This is a genomic window from Nonomuraea sp. KM90 (assembly GCF_052246675.1).
Classification (GTDB): Bacteria; Actinomycetota; Actinomycetes; order Streptosporangiales; family Streptosporangiaceae; genus Nonomuraea.
The window spans coordinates 257741-272714 of record NZ_JBQQCB010000001.1 but is presented as its reverse complement, the minus strand read 5'-3'; the positions used below and the strand labels follow the sequence as shown (position 1 = coordinate 272714).

The 14974-nt window shown below is 72.4% G+C and carries 13 protein-coding genes and 1 riboswitch; of the genes, 9 read left to right on the top strand and 4 right to left on the bottom strand.

What is annotated here, in order from left to right; genetic code table 11:
* Window positions 1-75 precede the first annotated feature (75 nt).
* The 3 genes from ACTWPW_RS01595 to ACTWPW_RS01585 all read left to right on the top strand — a co-directional run bounded on the left by ACTWPW_RS01595 (window position 76) and on the right by ACTWPW_RS01585 (window position 4683).
* On the top strand, window positions 76-1578 hold the full coding sequence (locus ACTWPW_RS01595; protein WP_443167745.1) for a serine/threonine-protein kinase: 1503 nt from the start codon (window positions 76-78) through the stop codon (window positions 1576-1578).
* Window positions 1568-3028 carry a serine/threonine-protein kinase gene (locus tag ACTWPW_RS01590; RefSeq protein ID WP_443167744.1) on the top strand — a complete coding sequence of 487 codons (1461 nt, stop codon included), beginning with the start codon at window positions 1568-1570 and terminating at the stop codon, window positions 3026-3028. The genes ACTWPW_RS01595 and ACTWPW_RS01590 overlap by 11 nt, the downstream gene beginning before the upstream one ends.
* Before the next feature lie 194 nt (window positions 3029-3222).
* On the top strand, window positions 3223-4683 hold the full coding sequence (locus ACTWPW_RS01585) for a hypothetical protein (RefSeq protein WP_443167743.1): 1461 nt from the start codon (window positions 3223-3225) through the stop codon (window positions 4681-4683).
* A gap of 154 nt (window positions 4684-4837) precedes the next feature.
* On the opposite strand, the gene ACTWPW_RS01580 is transcribed toward ACTWPW_RS01585, so the two are convergent.
* The 3 genes from ACTWPW_RS01580 to ACTWPW_RS01570 all read right to left on the bottom strand — a co-directional run bounded on the left by ACTWPW_RS01580 (window position 4838) and on the right by ACTWPW_RS01570 (window position 7232).
* Window positions 4838-6349, bottom strand: a complete 1512-nt coding sequence (locus ACTWPW_RS01580; protein WP_443167742.1) for a PH domain-containing protein — start codon at window positions 6347-6349, stop codon at window positions 4838-4840.
* Between the two features lie 167 nt (window positions 6350-6516).
* Window positions 6517-7008: a PH domain-containing protein gene (locus ACTWPW_RS01575; RefSeq protein WP_375109137.1), complete on the bottom strand. Its 492-nt coding sequence runs from the start codon at window positions 7006-7008 to the stop codon at window positions 6517-6519.
* Entirely contained in the window at window positions 7005-7232 is a 228-nt protein-coding gene (locus tag ACTWPW_RS01570; protein WP_443167741.1) for a hypothetical protein, read from the bottom strand. The genes ACTWPW_RS01575 and ACTWPW_RS01570 overlap by 4 nt, the downstream gene beginning before the upstream one ends.
* Window positions 7233-7342: 110 nt before the next feature.
* Here ACTWPW_RS01570 and ACTWPW_RS01565 point away from each other — a divergent pair, with 110 nt between their 5' ends.
* Entirely contained in the window at window positions 7343-8587 is a 1245-nt protein-coding gene (locus ACTWPW_RS01565) for a sensor histidine kinase (protein WP_443167740.1), read from the top strand.
* On the top strand, window positions 8584-9258 hold the full coding sequence (locus tag ACTWPW_RS01560) for a response regulator (RefSeq protein ID WP_443167739.1): 675 nt from the start codon (window positions 8584-8586) through the stop codon (window positions 9256-9258). The genes ACTWPW_RS01565 and ACTWPW_RS01560 overlap by 4 nt, the downstream gene beginning before the upstream one ends.
* Here the strand turns inward: ACTWPW_RS01560 and ACTWPW_RS01555 are convergent.
* Window positions 9240-10316 carry a phosphotransferase family protein gene (locus tag ACTWPW_RS01555; RefSeq protein WP_443167738.1) on the bottom strand — a complete coding sequence of 359 codons (1077 nt, stop codon included), beginning with the start codon at window positions 10314-10316 and terminating at the stop codon, window positions 9240-9242. The genes ACTWPW_RS01560 and ACTWPW_RS01555 overlap by 19 nt on opposite strands.
* Window positions 10317-10460: 144 nt before the next feature.
* Here ACTWPW_RS01555 and ACTWPW_RS01550 point away from each other — a divergent pair, with 144 nt between their 5' ends.
* The 4 genes from ACTWPW_RS01550 (at window position 10461) to ACTWPW_RS01535 (ending at window position 14967) form a co-directional block, all read left to right on the top strand.
* Window positions 10461-11783 carry an NYN domain-containing protein gene (locus ACTWPW_RS01550; RefSeq protein ID WP_364113431.1) on the top strand — a complete coding sequence of 441 codons (1323 nt, stop codon included), beginning with the start codon at window positions 10461-10463 and terminating at the stop codon, window positions 11781-11783.
* 157 nt (window positions 11784-11940) lie between these two features.
* On the top strand, window positions 11941-12843 hold the full coding sequence (locus ACTWPW_RS01545; RefSeq protein ID WP_375109143.1) for a C40 family peptidase: 903 nt from the start codon (window positions 11941-11943) through the stop codon (window positions 12841-12843).
* 444 nt (window positions 12844-13287) lie between these two features.
* A riboswitch (cyclic di-AMP (ydaO/yuaA leader) is annotated at window positions 13288-13452 on the top strand.
* A 73-nt stretch (window positions 13453-13525) separates the two neighbouring features.
* Window positions 13526-14047: a C40 family peptidase gene (locus ACTWPW_RS01540; RefSeq protein ID WP_375109144.1), complete on the top strand. Its 522-nt coding sequence runs from the start codon at window positions 13526-13528 to the stop codon at window positions 14045-14047.
* Between the two features lie 98 nt (window positions 14048-14145).
* Window positions 14146-14967, top strand: coding sequence for a hypothetical protein (locus ACTWPW_RS01535; protein WP_443167737.1), 822 nt, complete (start codon window positions 14146-14148; stop codon window positions 14965-14967).
* Window positions 14968-14974 lie beyond the last annotated feature (7 nt).

The window sequence follows — 14974 nt, the reverse complement described above, 5'->3', positions numbered from 1 at the left end:
GAACCAAGACCATAGAGAGGGGGACCGACAGGAACGAGTCACCACCCCTCTTGGTCTTTAGTTACCCTTCCCTTTATGTCCGCGGGAAGACTTGCCGGCCGCTACTCCCTGCTGCGCCCCCTGGGCGCGGGCGGCATGGGAACGGTGTGGCTGGCCAGGGACGAGATGCTTGATCGCGATGTCGCGGTCAAGGAGCTCACGCTGCCCGAAGGCATGTCGCCCAAGGAGCGCTCCGACTCGGTGACCAGGGCCGTGCGCGAGGCGCAGGCCACCGCGCGGCTGCGCCACCCCGGCATCGTGGCGCTGCACGACGTCGTCGTGGAGCAGGACCGGCCGTGGCTGGTCATGGAGCTGCTGCGGGGCCGCACGCTGGCCGAGACCGTACGCGAGTTCGGCCCCATGCCGCCCGCCCACGCCGCGCGGATCGGCGCCGACGTCCTGGAGGCGCTGGGCGTCGCCCACGCCCAGGGGCTGCAGCACCGCGACGTCAAGCCGGGCAACGTCTTCCTGACCGAGAGCGGCCGGGTGGTGCTCACCGACTTCGGCATCGCCAGGCAGGAGGGGCAGGCCTCGCTCACCGAGCACGGGATGATGATCGGCTCGCCCGGTTTCATCGCGCCCGAGCGGCTCGACGGCCAGCCCGGCGGCCCGGCCAGCGACCTGTGGTCGCTCGGCGCCACCCTCTACGTCGCCGTGACGGGCGCGCCGGCCTACGCGGGGTCGGTGGCCCAGCGGGTGCGCGCCACGCTGATGGAGCCGGTGCCCGTCGCGCCGGGCCCGCTCGGGCCGCTGCTGGCCGCCATGATGGCGCAGCACCCCGCCGCCCGTCCCGATCCGGCCGTGGCCGTCCAGGCGCTCAGGCAGGTCGCCGCGGGCGGGCCCGCGCCCCGGTTGCCCGCCAGCCACGACGTGACCGTGCCCGGCACGGTCACGCGGCGCGGCCGGGCCGCACTCTGGATCGCCGCCGGCACGGTCGTGGTCGTCGCGGCGGGCGCGGCCGCCTTCCTGCTGCTGAACCGGCAGGATGGCGCGGCGCAGGCGGCGTTCACCGTGCCGATGGACGTGTGCACGCTGATCCCGCAGCAGGAGGTCGGCAGGCTGCTGCGCACGCAGAGCCCGCCCAAGGCCCAGCCCGACTCCGACGAGGTGGGCCCCAAGTGCGGCTGGCCGGTCCCGGGCACCGGCGTGGGCCTGCAGGTGCAGAAGGACTCCGACACCGTCGACCCGTGGTCCATGACCGACGTCTCGGCCCGCGCGCTCTTCCAGAACCAGAAGCGCTACTGGTCCAAATACGAGGACATCGACTGGACCTGGCCCGAGATCGGCGTGAAGACCTCCAGGAAGGCAAAGCGCACCCCCGTGCACCAGATCACCGGCCTCGGCGAGGAGGCGTTCGGCTTCGAGCTGAAGGGATCCACGGGCCGGGTGCACTCCGCCCACGTCTTCTACCGGCTGGCCAACCTGGTGGTGAGCGTCGAATACGCCACGCTCGCCGACAAGCCGACCGACGAGGACGTCAGGCAGGCGGCCCTGAGAGCCGCCCAGGCGAGCGAGCAGGCGTTGCGCAATGCCCGGTGACCTCTACCTGCTGGCCGGGCGTTACCGGCTGATCGAGCGGCTCGGGCAGGGCGGCGCGGGCACGGTGTGGCGCGCGATCGACGAGACGCTCGACCGGCAGGTCGCCGTCAAGCAGGTGCGGGTGCCGCAGGGGATGAGCCCGTACGAGCGGGCGGAGTTCGCCGACCGGGCCATCCACGAGGCCAGGTCGGCGGGCCGGCTGCGCGACCCGGCCATCGTGCTGGTGCACGACGTCGTCCTCGAGGGCGACCAGCCGTGGATCATCATGGACCTGGTCACCGGCCGCTCCCTGGACAAGGTGATCAAGGAGCGGGGGCCGCTGCCCCCCTCGTCCGTGGCCGCGATCGGGCTGCGCGTGCTGTCGGCGCTGGAGGTGGCGCACGCGCACGGCATGCTGCACCAGGACGTCAAGCCGGCCAACATCCTGCTCGACGGCGACGGCTCGGCCATGCTCACCGACTTCGGCATCGCCGCGCCGATGGGCGGGCGGGGCGACCGGTACGGCAGCGCGGGCTCGCCCGGCTACATGGCCCCCGAGCGGCTCAACGAGGAGCCCTCCGGCCCCGCCTCCGACCTGTGGTCGCTGGGCGCCAGCCTGTACACCGCGGTGGAGGGCCGCGCGCCCTTCGAGCGGGAGCTGCCCGCCGCGGTCGCGGCCGCGGTGCTGCTGCACCAGGCGCCGTTCCCGGCCAGGGCCGGCCGTGACCTGGGCGGCCTGCTGATGGCCATGCTCGCCAAGGACCCCGCGACCCGCCCCACCGCGGCGCAGATCCGCCAGGCGCTGATCCCGCTGACCGACCCCGACACGGCTCCCCGCCCCCACCGCCCCGCCGCCCGCCGCCGCTGGTGGCTGCTGCCCGCCGCGCTCGCCGCCGTGGTGGCGCTGGGCGGGGGCGGCTGGTACGCCGCCTCCGCCCTCGGCGGGCCCGACCAGGAGACCGGCGCCTACGCCACGGCGCCCGACCCCTGCTCCCTGCTCAGCGACGCCGAGGCCGCCCGGCTCATGAAGGGCGCCCCCGAGCGCAGCCTCACCCGGCCCGGCGAGTGCCAGTGGCTCATCCGCGAGGGCACCGTCTCGGCCCGCCGGCTCGTCGTGCGGGCCTGGGTGGATCGCCCCACCGGCGACCTCGGCGGCCCCGAGGTGGCGCAGCGCCGTTTCGCCAGCGAGAAGACCACCCGGGCCGCCGCGGAGGGCAGTGACCGGCGCTGGAAGCGCGGCGCGGTCGCCGACGTCACGGGGGTGGGGGAGGCGGCGATCGTCCAGAGCACCTTCAAGTACTACCTGACCTCCACCGACAGCGGCACCGCGTACAGCACGCTGCTCTTCCGCACGAGTAATCTGCTGGGCGAGGTGATCTGGCACCGTGAGGACGCGGCGGCCACCGCCCCGGCGGACAAGGAGGCGGCCGTCGCCGCGGCCCGCCTGGTCTCGGCGGCGCTGTCGCGATGAGGCCGCGGACGGTGCTGCAAGCCCCTTGCAAGGGGCGTGACTAGCATGTCTCCCCGCATGTCAGGGCAACCCCAGGAGTCCCGCCAGTGAACCCCGGAAGCCAGTACGAGCCGCCCACCACCCCTCATCAGGTGCCAGGCAGGCAGTTCCAGCCGCCGGGCATGCCGTCCACCGGGCCTTTCATGGGGCCTCCGATGGGCCCGCCCCCCGGCCCTCCCATGCCGCCGCCCCCGAGGCCGGGGCGGCCCGCCTGGGTGCTGCCCACGCTGGCCGCCGCCCTCGTCGTGCTGGTCGCGGCGGGCGGCGTGGGGGCCTACTTCCTGTACGGCAAGATCTCCGGCGTCACCTCGCCCCCGCAGGTCCAGACGTCGCCGTCCCGGCAGCCCCAGGCCGCCGCGACGGCCCCCGACGTGTGCGCCATGCTGCCCAAGGACGAGGCCGACCGGCTGGTGCCGGACGCGACCGTGGCCAGGTCGTCCAGGGACAGCGACTACACGGTCAACTTCACCTGCAACTGGATGAACCAGCGCATCTCGTTCGGCGAGTTCTGGCGCAGCCGGGAGATCGACGTCAGGGTCGAGCAGCACAAGGGCGAAGGGGCCAAGACCGGGCGGGCGATGGCGCAGAACTCGTACGAGGTCGAATACCGCGGCGGCAAATACGGCGAGACCGCCAAGCCATCCCTCGACCCCGACGAGAAGCAGTACATCTCCCCGATCAAGGACATCCCGGGCGTCGGCGACGGCGCGTTCGCCCAATACACCTGGCGCCGCGACGGCAAGCTGCTCTGGTACGCCTACGGCACCGCCCACGCCCGCGTCGGCGACATGACGATCGAGGTCAAATACCAGGCGGGCCAGCAGCGCAAGGACGCCCAGATCCTGAGCAACGAGACCACGCAGGCGGTCACCGAGGCCAACGCCATCCGCGAGGTCAGCGGCCTGGTCGCGCACTTCGCCAAGGGCGTGGCCGCCTGGCAGGCGCAGCACCCGAACGTGCTGGCCAAGGCCGAGAAGTCGCCGTCGCCGTCGCCGACACTCTCGCCGAGCGCCCGCCCGACGCCCTCGCCCACCGTGCTGGCCTCCTTCCCCGCCGACTGCGCGGCCGTCACCGCGACGGCCACGCGGCTGGTGCCCGAGCCCACCACCCGGGCGCGCGGCACCGAGGCCGGCAGCGACCGGCAGACCGAGTGCCGCTGGCTCAACCTGGACCTCTCCGGCGGCGAGGGCGTCACGAAGATCCGCAGCGCGATGATCACCGTGCACCGGTTCACCAACCGGGCGGGCGCGGTGGACGAGCCCGCGGCCAAGGCCTACTACGTGAGCGAACAGGGCGGCGACAAGTTCACCGCCGACTCCTCCATGGGCGGCATCACCTGGGGCAAGCTGGCCGACGTCAAGGGGCTGGGCGACCAGGCCTACCGGCAGTTCGTGCAGACCAGGCAGGGCGCGGTCTCGGCCTCCAGCGGCACGGTGCTCATGCGCAAGGGCTCGGTGGTCGTCCAGGTCGACTACTCCGGCCACCAGCGGCCGGCGGACGAGCAGACCAACTCGCCCAAGGTCGAGCTCATGTCCGAGAAGGAAGCGATGGCGGGCGCGCTCACCCTGTCCAGGGCGTACCTGGAGGCGCTGGCGAAGCAGCCCGCCGGGAGCTAGGGCGTACCTGACTGGCGAGCACTGACGGCGGTTAATGGGGTTGCAACCCGGCTGCAAGTCGGACAAATACCTTTAAGTAGGCAAGCAATCTGAGCCGCGCGATCAGGTTTGTCCAGTACAGGGGCATGGGCAAACGCATGGGGGATCACGCGGCTCATTGCTTTTCCCGGAGCTGCCTCTCCCGGGCCAGGAACGGTTCGAGCAGGCCGGGGACGGCCCGCGCGGCCAGCTCCAGGCCCTCGCCGCGGCCCACGTCGACCACCTCGTAGTGACCCCTTCCGGCGCCCGTGGTCGCGGTGACGGTCAGCAGGCCGGAGCGCCGCTGGAAGAACGATTCGGTGACCGTCCAGCCCGCGATGCCCCGGCGGTCGAGCGCGATCGTCCGCCGGACCACGGCGCCCCTGCGGGTGACGAGGTGGCGGGCCCCCAGCGCGTGACCGAGGCTCGCGGCGCTCGCCACCGCGAGCCACAGCCCGTACCCCGCCACGACCACTGGCACCACCCACACCCAGTTCCCCACCCACACCCCGGGCCACGGCCACGCGGCCGCCGCGACGGCCGCCGCGACGGCCACCGCCGCCGCCACGACGGCCTTGACGACCCGCCTGCGCCGGGCCGCCGGCGGGTGCGGCACCAGCGGGGGCAACCCGGCGCCGGAGACCCGGGCGGCGATCCGGAGGGCCAGGGCGCGGGGGACCGGCGGGGTGAGCGCGGCCGCGTCCTCGGTCTCGTCGTCGGGCTTCCTGCCCAGCCCGGTGGCGATGGTCCTGACCCGGGCCGCGCCGCCGAGCCGCAGCAGCAGGGGTTCGCCGAGCTCCACGCCGCGCAGCCGGCGCTCCTCCAGCGTCAGGGACCGGGTCGTCAGCAGGCCGCGGCGCAGCCGGAGCCGGCCGGGCTCGCGGTCGAGGCGGTAGCGGCCCCACGCCTCGGCGAACAGCAGGACCGAGCCCAGGACGCCGACGGCCAGGTTCGCCGCCAGCAGCAGCGGGACCGCCAGCAGCGGCTGCGCCACCACCCACTCCCACAGGCCGGTCGCCAGCCGGGTGGCGAAGCTCTTGACCCCGAACGAGCCGAGCGCCTTGAACAGCGCGCCGAGCAGCACCGCCGCGCCCGTGAACGTCCACACCGACAGCGGCGCGTACCTGATCCACGACCAGCGCAGCTCCGCCAGCGGCGGCCCGTCCCCGGTCTCCTCGGCGGTCTCCTGGCGCAGCAGGGTCCGCCGCAGGGCCTCGGCCTCGTGCCGGTCCAGCGGGTCCAGCGCGAGCTCGGACCCGTCGGCGGCGTGCTCTCCCGTGCCGACCTTGACCACGGTCAGGCCGAACACCCGGTTCACCGGATCGGCGCGCAGATCGACGCTGCGCACCCGGTCGCGCGGGATCGAGCGGTGCTGGCGGGTGGTGATGCCCGAGCGCAGTTCGAGGCGATCGGGGGTGAGCCGCCAGCGGGTGGCGCGCAGCCGGAGCACGTCGTACGCCACCACGGCGGCGACGATCAGCACCGCCGCACCCGCGCAGACCGCCACCACGCCGCCGACCGGCCAGTCGCGGCCGGTCAGGAAGCGCACCAGCCCGGCCGTCGCGCCCGCCACGAGCGCCAGCGACTTGACCGCCGAGGCCCACAGGCTCCGCCCCGACAGCCGCCGCCACCCATCGCTTGCGGTCACGGCCGCACCTCCGCCCGCCGTCCCGGCCACCGCCCCACCCCCAGCCGGCCTCCCGCCCGCCGTCCCGGCCCCTGCCTCAGCCCCTGTCCCTGCTCCTGCCCCTGCTCCTGCTCCGGCCCCTGTCCTGTGCTCTGTCACCGTGCCTTCCAGTGCGTCCCGCTCCGCCTTCACGTCGCGTCCCCCGGCGTGGCCTGGGTGATCGCGGTCAGGCGCTCGGCCAGCTCGGCCGCCACCTCGTGGTCCAGGGCCTCGATCTTGATCGCCCCGGCCGAGGAGGCGGTGGTCACCGTGACGTCTGCCAGCCCGAACAGCCGCTGCACCGGCCCCCGCGCGGTGTCGACCCGCTGGATCCGCGACATCGGCGCCACCCGCCAGGTGTGCGTCAGCCACCCCTTGCGCGTGTAGACCGCCTGGTCGGTGACCTCCCAGCGCTCCACCCGGTACGAGGCCCGCGGCGCCACCACGGCCAGCACCAGGCACCCGGCCGCGAACACCGCCACGACGGCGCCCAGCCAGACGGCCCGGTCCGTGAAGATCCAGTACGCCGCCACCGCCGCCCCCGCCACCGGCACCATGAGGATCAGCCACTGCACCGTCCACCACGGGACCGCCCGCGGATCGGCCTGGTTGCGCGGCGGGCGCAACGTGGTCCCGCTCATTCCCCGCCCTCCGTGCTCTTCACCGACTCGGCGACGGCGAGCAGCACGAAGCCGAGCACGCCGATCACGATGGCCGCGAACACCTCATATCCCTTCAAGAACGGCAGGAGGTTGACCACGAGCAGGTCGTGCGCCCACCGCCACCATCCGAACAGGGTGTTCACCAGGCCGCCCACACCCTGGAGGACCAGCAGCCAGCCGAACACCGTAAACACCGCTTGCATGCCATCAGCCTCGCCGCTCGCGCGGGCCGCCCGCGTCGGCCGTAGGTCTCGGCCGACACCGACTTTGGTCGCTGTCGCCGTACCGCCGGCAGGGCCTAACCTCGATGAACGTGACGGAACTGCGGGGAGACGGTCCCGCCCACGAATACCGGTGGGCGCTGCCGTCCGTGCTGCTCGGTGACGCCCGCGAGGGCCGGCGCGTGCGGCGCTCGACGCGCGACTGGATCGTCGACACCGTCATGTTCCTGATGGCCTGCGGCCTGACGTTCCTGTCCCTGATCGAGCTCGAGACGCAGCAACAGCCCGAGCCGCTGCTCACCGTCGAGCAGGTGACGGGGGCGCTGGCGTGCGCGTCGGTGTGGCTGCGGCGCAGGTGGCCGGTCGGGCTCGCGGTGGTGCTGACCGTCCTGTCCTCCTACCTGGAGCTGGTCGGCGGGGCCTCGGTGGTGGCGCTGTTCACGGTGGCGGTGCACCGGCCGTTCAAGGTCTCCGGGCCGATCACGCTGCTCAGCCTCATCACGCTGGCCCCCTACGTGATCCTGCGGCCCCAGAGCGACCTGGACAGGGGCTGGGCGGCCGCGCTGGGCGTGGCGATCGTGCTGACCGTGTTCGCGTGGGGCATCGTGATCAGGGCCAGGCGGCAGCTCGTCTGGTCGCTGCGCGAGCGCGCCGACACCGCCGCGGAGGAGGCCAAGCGGCTCGAACGCGAGCGCATCGCCAGGGAGATGCACGACGTGCTGGCGCACCGCATCTCGATGCTCAGCCTGCACGCGGGGGCGCTGGAGTTCCGGCCGGACGCGCCGCCCGCGGAGATCGCCAGGGCGGCCGGCGCCATCAGGACCAACGCCCACCTGGCGCTGCAGGACCTGCGCGAGGTGATCGGCGTGCTGCGCCACTCGACCTCCGACGGGGACGACGACGGGGGCGGCATGGTGCCCGACCGGCCGCAGCCCACGCTGGCGAACCTGCCGGCGCTGGTCGAGGAGTGCCGGCAGGCGGGCATGGACGTACGGCTCGACCTGCGGGCCGGTGAGGCGCCGGAGGGGCCGGGCCGCAACCTCTACCGCATCGTCCAGGAGGCGCTCACCAACGCGCGCAAGCACGCGGGCGGGGTGCCGGTGACCGTCACCGTCGAGGGAACGCGCGGCGGGGGGCTGTCGGTGGAGGTGCGCAACCCCCTGTGGGTGCGCCACGGCGCGCGCATCCCGGGGGCCGGCGCCGGGCTCATCGGTCTGACGGAGCGGGCGGAGCTGGCGGGCGGCCGGCTGGAGCACGGCGCGACACCGGAGGGCGAGTTCGTGGTGCGCGCGTGGCTGCCGTGGCCGGTGGAGACCACCCGGGAGGAAGACCAGTGACCATTCCCACGGCCGAGGGCGGCCCGATCAGGGTGCTGATCGTGGACGACGACGCGATGGTGCGGGCCGGGCTGTCGATGATCCTCGGCGGCACGGGCGACATCGAGATCGTCGCGGAGGCCGGCGACGGGGCCGAGGTGCCGCCCCTGGTGACCCGGCACCGGCCCGACGTGGTGTTGATGGACATCCGCATGCCCGGCATCGACGGGCTCACCGCCACCGAGACGCTGCGCCGCACGGCCGCGCCGCCCGAGGTGGTGGTGCTGACCACGTTCCACGCCGATGCCCAGGTGCTGCGGGCGCTGCGGGCGGGGGCGGCCGGGTTCCTGCTGAAGGACATCGCGCCGGGTGACCTGGTGCAGGCGATCAGGAAGGTGGCCGCCGGGGAGCCGATCCTGTCGCCGGCGGTGACGCGGCAGCTCATCACGCACGTGTCCGACGGCGGGGCGGGGGAGCGTACCGAACGGGCCAGGAAGCTGCTCGGGCGGCTCAGCGAGCGCGAGCGGGAGGTGGCCACCGCCGTGGGGCAGGGCAAGTCGAACGCCGAGATCGGGCGCGAGCTCTACATGAGCGTGCCCACGGTCAAGGCGCACGTCTCGCGCATCCTCACCAAGCTCCACCTCAACAACCGCGTCCAGGTGGCGCTGCTCGTCTACGACGCGGGCTCGTAGCCGTCCAGCAACTGCTCGATGGTGGCCCGGTGCAGCACCAGGTCGTCGGGGTCGTCCGGCATGGGCTGCTCGCCGAAATGGATCCGGCGCTGCCAGACCCTGGCCATGATGACGCCGTGGCGGAGGGCGGCGTACATCTCGTAGAAGTCCAGGTCGCGCGGCTCGTAGCCGGTCAGCTTCCGGTAGGTGCGGCAGACGTCCTCGCGGCGCATGAAGCCGGGCATGCCGGGCAGGCCCGCACCGACCGTGAGGTCCTGGAAGAACCGGTGCAGGAAGATCATCCAGGACAGGTCCAGCTCGCGCGGCCCCACGGCGGCCATCTCCCAGTCGAGCACCGCGACCGGGCGGAACTTCTGGTACATGATGTTGCCGATCCGGGAGTCACCCCAGGTGAGCACGTCGGGCCCGGGATCCTCCGGCCAGTGCTCCTCCAGCCAGCCGAACGCGCGCTCCAGCACCGGGATGCGGTGCGCGCCGTGCGCCCATTCGTAGTAGGCGCGCTGCGCGTCGACGTGCGCGCGCAGCCCGGCGGGCCCGAACGGGGCCAGCTCCCGCGGCGTGAACGCGCTTTCGTGCAGCGCCGCCAGGATCCCCACGCTCGCGTCCTGCAGCGCGCGCTGGTCCTCGGGGGAGGCGTCGTGCAGCCAGCCCCCGAACGTGTACGGCATCACGTCCGGCGGCACCTCGCCCTCCGCCTGCTCCATGACGAAGAACGGGGTGCCCAGCGGCTCGGGGTCCGGCTCGAACCAGAGGGCCAGGGGCGCTGGGATCCCAGCTTTTTCCCTGGCCAGCCGCATCATCTCGAACTGGGCCCGCAGATCGTAGGAAGGGAAGACCGGAACGGCCTCCGGCGCAGGTGCGAGCCTGGCCACGCAGCGCGAGGAGCTCCCACTCCACGTAGCGGTGAAGAACAGGGTCTCGCTCGACAGGCCGTTGCCCGAGGGCCTGGACATCTCGGACACCGTGGCGTCTCCGCCGACCCGGCCGCGCAGCCAGGCGGTGGCGCGTCGACGCAGTTCTTCCAGGTCACGTGTGGAGGTGCGCATCTGCTCGGTCACCGTGGGTCTCCCGCCTGGACATCTGCCCTTCGACAGTCGTATACCGCCTAGCAAGCGCTTGTCCATACAGGAGTGGCCGTTACGGTCAGGTACGCAACAGCCGTACCCTTGTCTGAAAGGGCATGTCACGAAGGGACAAGTGGGATGAGTTCAGCGGGTGAAGGCCTGTCTCGCCCGCTTCCCGAGCAGGTGCGGCTCAATGTGGTCGATCTGGCCTCTCAAGTCCTCGGGACGATGCCCTCCACCTCCATACCGCCGCCCTTGCGCGGCATCGCCAAGTTCGACCCCCGCAAGCGCGCCAAGCTGGGCAGCGCGCCGATCGCGGCGCAGCTGGAGAACGACAAGAAGTTCCGCGAGCTGGTCGCCGAGTCGGTGGCGGCGGGCTGGCCGGAGCTCGTCACCTCGCTGGCCGAGGGCAACGTGCCGCCCGCCGCCGACCCGGTGCTCGTGGCCGCGGCGGCCTACCTCACCCGGCCGCCGGGCTGGGCGGAGATGATCGAAGCCGCCCGCACCGACCTGGAGCAGTCGGCGGTGGCGGCCGAGGGCTCGGAGCGCGAGGAGGCGGTCACCCGGCTGCGCGAGCAGCTCGCCGCGCAGAAGAGCGCCGCCAAGGAGGAGGCCGACCGGCTGCGCGAGCAGATCAAGGCGGCCCGCGCGGAGAACTCCGACCTGCGCCGCAAGCTGCACGAAGCCCGCGAGCGGGCCAAGGCCGCGGTGCGGCGGGCCGAGGAGATGGAGCACGCGGCGGAGGAGGCCAAGACGGCCGCCTCGGCCGCCGGCAGCGCCGGGGAGTCCGAGCTGCGGCGGCTGCGCGAGCGGCTGGCCGACGTGGAGAAGCAGCTGGAGGCCTCGCGCCGGGCCGCCCGCGAGGGCCGGAGCATCGAGGACGCGCGCGTCCGGGTGCTGCTCGACGCGCTGCAGGACGCCTCGGCCGGGTTGCGCCGCGAGCTGGCCCTGCCGACCACGATCAGCCGGCCCGCCGACTCGGTCGCGGCCGTCACCGGCGAGCGTCCCGGCGTGCGCGGGGTGCCCGCGCGGGCGCTGGCCGACGACGACCCGCAGCTCCTCGACCAGCTCCTGGCGCTGCCGCAGGTGCACCTGATCATCGACGGCTACAACGTCACCAAGACCGGCTACGGCACCCTCACCCTCGCCGACCAGCGCAACCGGCTCATGACCGCGCTGGGCGGGCTGGTGGCGCAGACCAGGGTCGAGGTCACCGTGGTGTTCGACGGGGCGGAGCTCAACGCCCCCGTGCAGGTGGTCGCGCCGCGCGGGGTGCGGGTGCTGTTCAGCGCGCCGGGGGAGATCGCCGACGACCTCATCCGCCAGCTCGTACGCGCCGAGCCGCCCGGCCGGGCCATCGCCGTGGTGTCGTCGGACCGCGAGGTCGCCGAGTCGGTCAGGCGCATGGGTGCCAGACCGGTTCCGTCAGGTCTGCTGCTGCGCAGACTGGGCCGCGCCTAGATTACGAATTGGTGCGTTTGGGGCAGACCCCACCCGCCACTTCTGTACTATTTCGCCCCAGATGTAATCCCTGGGAGGCGACACTGTGAGGTTTGGCCGGGTGCCGGTGGCCGCGGGTCTCGCGTTCGGGCTGGTGATGTGCCCGATGGGAGCGGCGATGGCTGATCCCAAACCCACTCTCGGCCAGGCCAAGGCCAAGCTCGAGAAGCTCAACGACAAGGCTGACAAGGTCGTCGACCGGTTCAACACGGCGAACGAGCGCTACAAGAAGGCCAAGAGCACCTTCACCAAGCTGAACGACAGCTACAAGCGCAAGCTGGAGACGGTCGCGGACCTGCGCGCGCAGGTGATCGGCATGGCCGTCGACAGCTACCAGCTCGGTGAGGACGTCACCTCCTGGCCCGGGATCATGACCTCGGACGACCCCCAGAGCACGCTGTCGGGGCTGGCCGTCGCGGGTCAGCTCGCGCAGGAGCGCGCGGAGAAGCTGGCGGCGTTCGACCGGGAGAACCGCGGGCTGAAGGTCGAGCGCGACAAGGCGCAGGAGGCCCTCGAGGAGGCGGACAAGGAGCGCGACGCGGTCGAGAAGGAGCGCTCGGAGATCCGCAAGCTGATCGTCGACCAGAAGAAGCTGCTGGACAAGCTGGGTGCCTACAACCCCGGCAACCCGAACAGCACGGGCATCAAGTACACGGGCCCGGCCTCGGGGAGCGCGGCGGCGGTGCTGCGGTTCGCGTACGCGCAGGTGGGCAAGCCGTACATCTACGGCGGGACGGGGCCGCGCGGGTACGACTGCTCGGGCCTGACCCAGGCGGCCTGGGCGGCGGCCGGCGTCACGCTGCCGCGTACGACGTGGCAGCAGTGGGCGTGGGGCGCGAGCCGCAAGGTGGACCTCGACTCCCTGCAGCCCGGCGACCTCATCTTCAGCGAGGGCCTGGGCCACGTCAGCATTTACGCGGGCAACGGGCAGATCGTCCACGCGCCGCAGACGGGCGACGTCGTGAAGGTCGTCGCGCTCTCCGCGTACGGCCGCTCCCTGGTCGGCGCGGTCCGCCCGTAACATTTTCGGCTCCCGCCCGACCGGATTTCGGCCTCACATCCGCTTCTACGATGCCACATAGTAGGTGGCGTCTGCCGGCGTGCGATCCGGGGCGGGAGCGTTCCCACGGCGCGAAACGGCCGTCAATTCCTGCGAAAAATGTGACAAACGCGACAAACGACGCCTGACAAGCGCGGGCTGTCAGAAGTGTGAGCAGGGTCACATTTGGATAACGGAACCTGGTGTTCCAGCAGGGGTTTCCTTCCTTACTGGCCCTGCTGTCTGATCTTTACAACCTGACTCGCGCTTTGCCGATCCTTGACCTTTCGGCGTAGCTTCTGGCGTCGTCGCGGTGAACAAGCCATGACACCGCGAACCCGCATCGGTCCCTCCCGATGCGAGACAGAAAAGAATCCGCCGGTCGTCCCCGATATCCCCAGATATCTGCATATCGCAATCAATCGGGGTGACGACCTGCCGAGTCCGTGCAGCCAGGAGGCACGGAGCCGGGGACCCAGCGATCCCACGTTTCCCCAGGGATCAGGGGTGAATCGGCGCGTCATCGCGCCGTAGGGCGACTTCCAGGCCCGAATCCGTCAGCTAACCCGGTAGGCGTTCGTGGAAGACACAAGGAGAAATCCTGTCTACCTCCCTGCAGAACCCCCGCCTGTCCCGCCTTGCCCTGAGCGGCGTAGCGCTCACGATGACCGTGACGGCCGGAGGTCTGATCCTCCCTGCCCCAACGGCTCAGGCGGCGACGACGAGCGAATCGGCCGCTGAGACGGCGAAGGCGGAGACCACCGCCAAGACGTCGACGTCGGCCACGGCAGCCCAGCGACGGGCGGCCAGGATCGCTCGGCAGAAAGCGAAGGCCCGCAAGGCCGTCGCCGTGGCCAAGGATCAGATCGGTGACCCGTACCGTTACGGTGGCACAGGACCTGGTTCGTTTGACTGCTCCGGACTCGTCCAGTTCGCCTGGAAGAGGGCCGGGGTGACGCTCCCGCGCGTGGCGAGCAGCCAGTTCGCCCGCATCAAGAGCAGGATCTCCTGGCGGAACCTCCAGCCGGGTGACCTGATGTTCTTCAGCGGGCTCGGCCACGTGGGCATGTACGTCGGCAAGGGCAAGATGATCCACTCGCCACGGACAGGCGAACGGGTGCGCATCGACAAGCTGGGCGGATGGCGTAAGTCGTCATTCGTCGGCGCGGTCCGTCCCGGCATGTGAAGAAGCCCCGTCCGGATTCCTGGAGACCTTCCTGGATTCGGGCGGGGCTCTCGCGCGTCCGCGGGAGCACTCATGTGGTGGGGCTACGATCGGGCATCGTGTCCGAGCAGGTGAGCCGACGAGCCGCGGTGGCCGGCCTGCTGCTCCTCGCCCTGGCCGGTGGCCCCGAACCCCCGGTCCTGCCCTCGGGGATCCTCGACCTGTGGCCCGGCGGCCGCACGGTCGTCCGGCGCGGTGGTCGGTCCGTCGTCGTCGGCCATGTCAGCTATGTCGGTCAGGGCGCGGGCTCGCTCGACGAGATGGCGCGGCTCGCCGATCGGGCCGGGCTGCGGGTCTCGGCCGTGCTCGGCAGGCCGGTACGCCCCCTGGTCGTCGTCCCTGAGTCCGCCCGCGAGGCCGCCCGGCTGGCCGGCGTGGATCGGCTGGACGGCCTGGCCGCGGTGGCCGACCGCGGGCGGGTGATCGTCGTACCCGAGCTCTTCGCCACCCTCAATCCCACCGGCAGGGACGTCGTGCTCGCCCACGAGCTCACCCACGTCGCCGCCGGCACCGACCACCTCCCCGTCTGGCTCTACGAGGGCTTCGCCGACTACGTCGGCTACCGCGACGCCGGGCTCCCCGTGGCGACGGCCGCCGCCGAGCTGGCCGCCGAGGTCCGCGCCGGGCGCCTGCCGAACGCTTTGCCGGGACCTGCGGCTTTCGCGGCCGACGGGCGGGACCCCGACCGGCTGGCGCGGGCTTACCAGGAGGCCTGGCTGGCGTGTCGCTTCCTGGCTGACCGGTTCGGTGAAGGGACCCTGGTGAGGCTCTACCGTGAAGCTCAGGCGGCCGGCCTCGACCGGGCACTCGCCTCACTGGGGCTCTCCGTCGCCACGCTGACGGCACGGTGGCGCGAATACGTGCGGGATCAGCTCGTGTGAAGGGGAG

Coding starts and splice junctions, on each gene's coding strand:
- ACTWPW_RS01595 (WP_443167745.1), top strand. CDS start 76: ATGTCCGCGGGAAGACTTGCCGGCCGCTACTCCCTGCTGCGCCCCCTG.
- ACTWPW_RS01590 (WP_443167744.1), top strand. CDS start 1,568: ATGCCCGGTGACCTCTACCTGCTGGCCGGGCGTTACCGGCTGATCGAG.
- ACTWPW_RS01585 (WP_443167743.1), top strand. CDS start 3,223: ATGGGCCCGCCCCCCGGCCCTCCCATGCCGCCGCCCCCGAGGCCGGGG.
- ACTWPW_RS01575 (WP_375109137.1), bottom strand. CDS start 7,008: ATGAGCGGGACCACGTTGCGCCCGCCGCGCAACCAGGCCGATCCGCGG.
- ACTWPW_RS01570 (WP_443167741.1), bottom strand. CDS start 7,232: ATGCAAGCGGTGTTTACGGTGTTCGGCTGGCTGCTGGTCCTCCAGGGT.
- ACTWPW_RS01550 (WP_364113431.1), top strand. CDS start 10,461: ATGAGTTCAGCGGGTGAAGGCCTGTCTCGCCCGCTTCCCGAGCAGGTG.
- ACTWPW_RS01545 (WP_375109143.1), top strand. CDS start 11,941: ATGGCTGATCCCAAACCCACTCTCGGCCAGGCCAAGGCCAAGCTCGAG.
- ACTWPW_RS01540 (WP_375109144.1), top strand. CDS start 13,526: ATGACCGTGACGGCCGGAGGTCTGATCCTCCCTGCCCCAACGGCTCAG.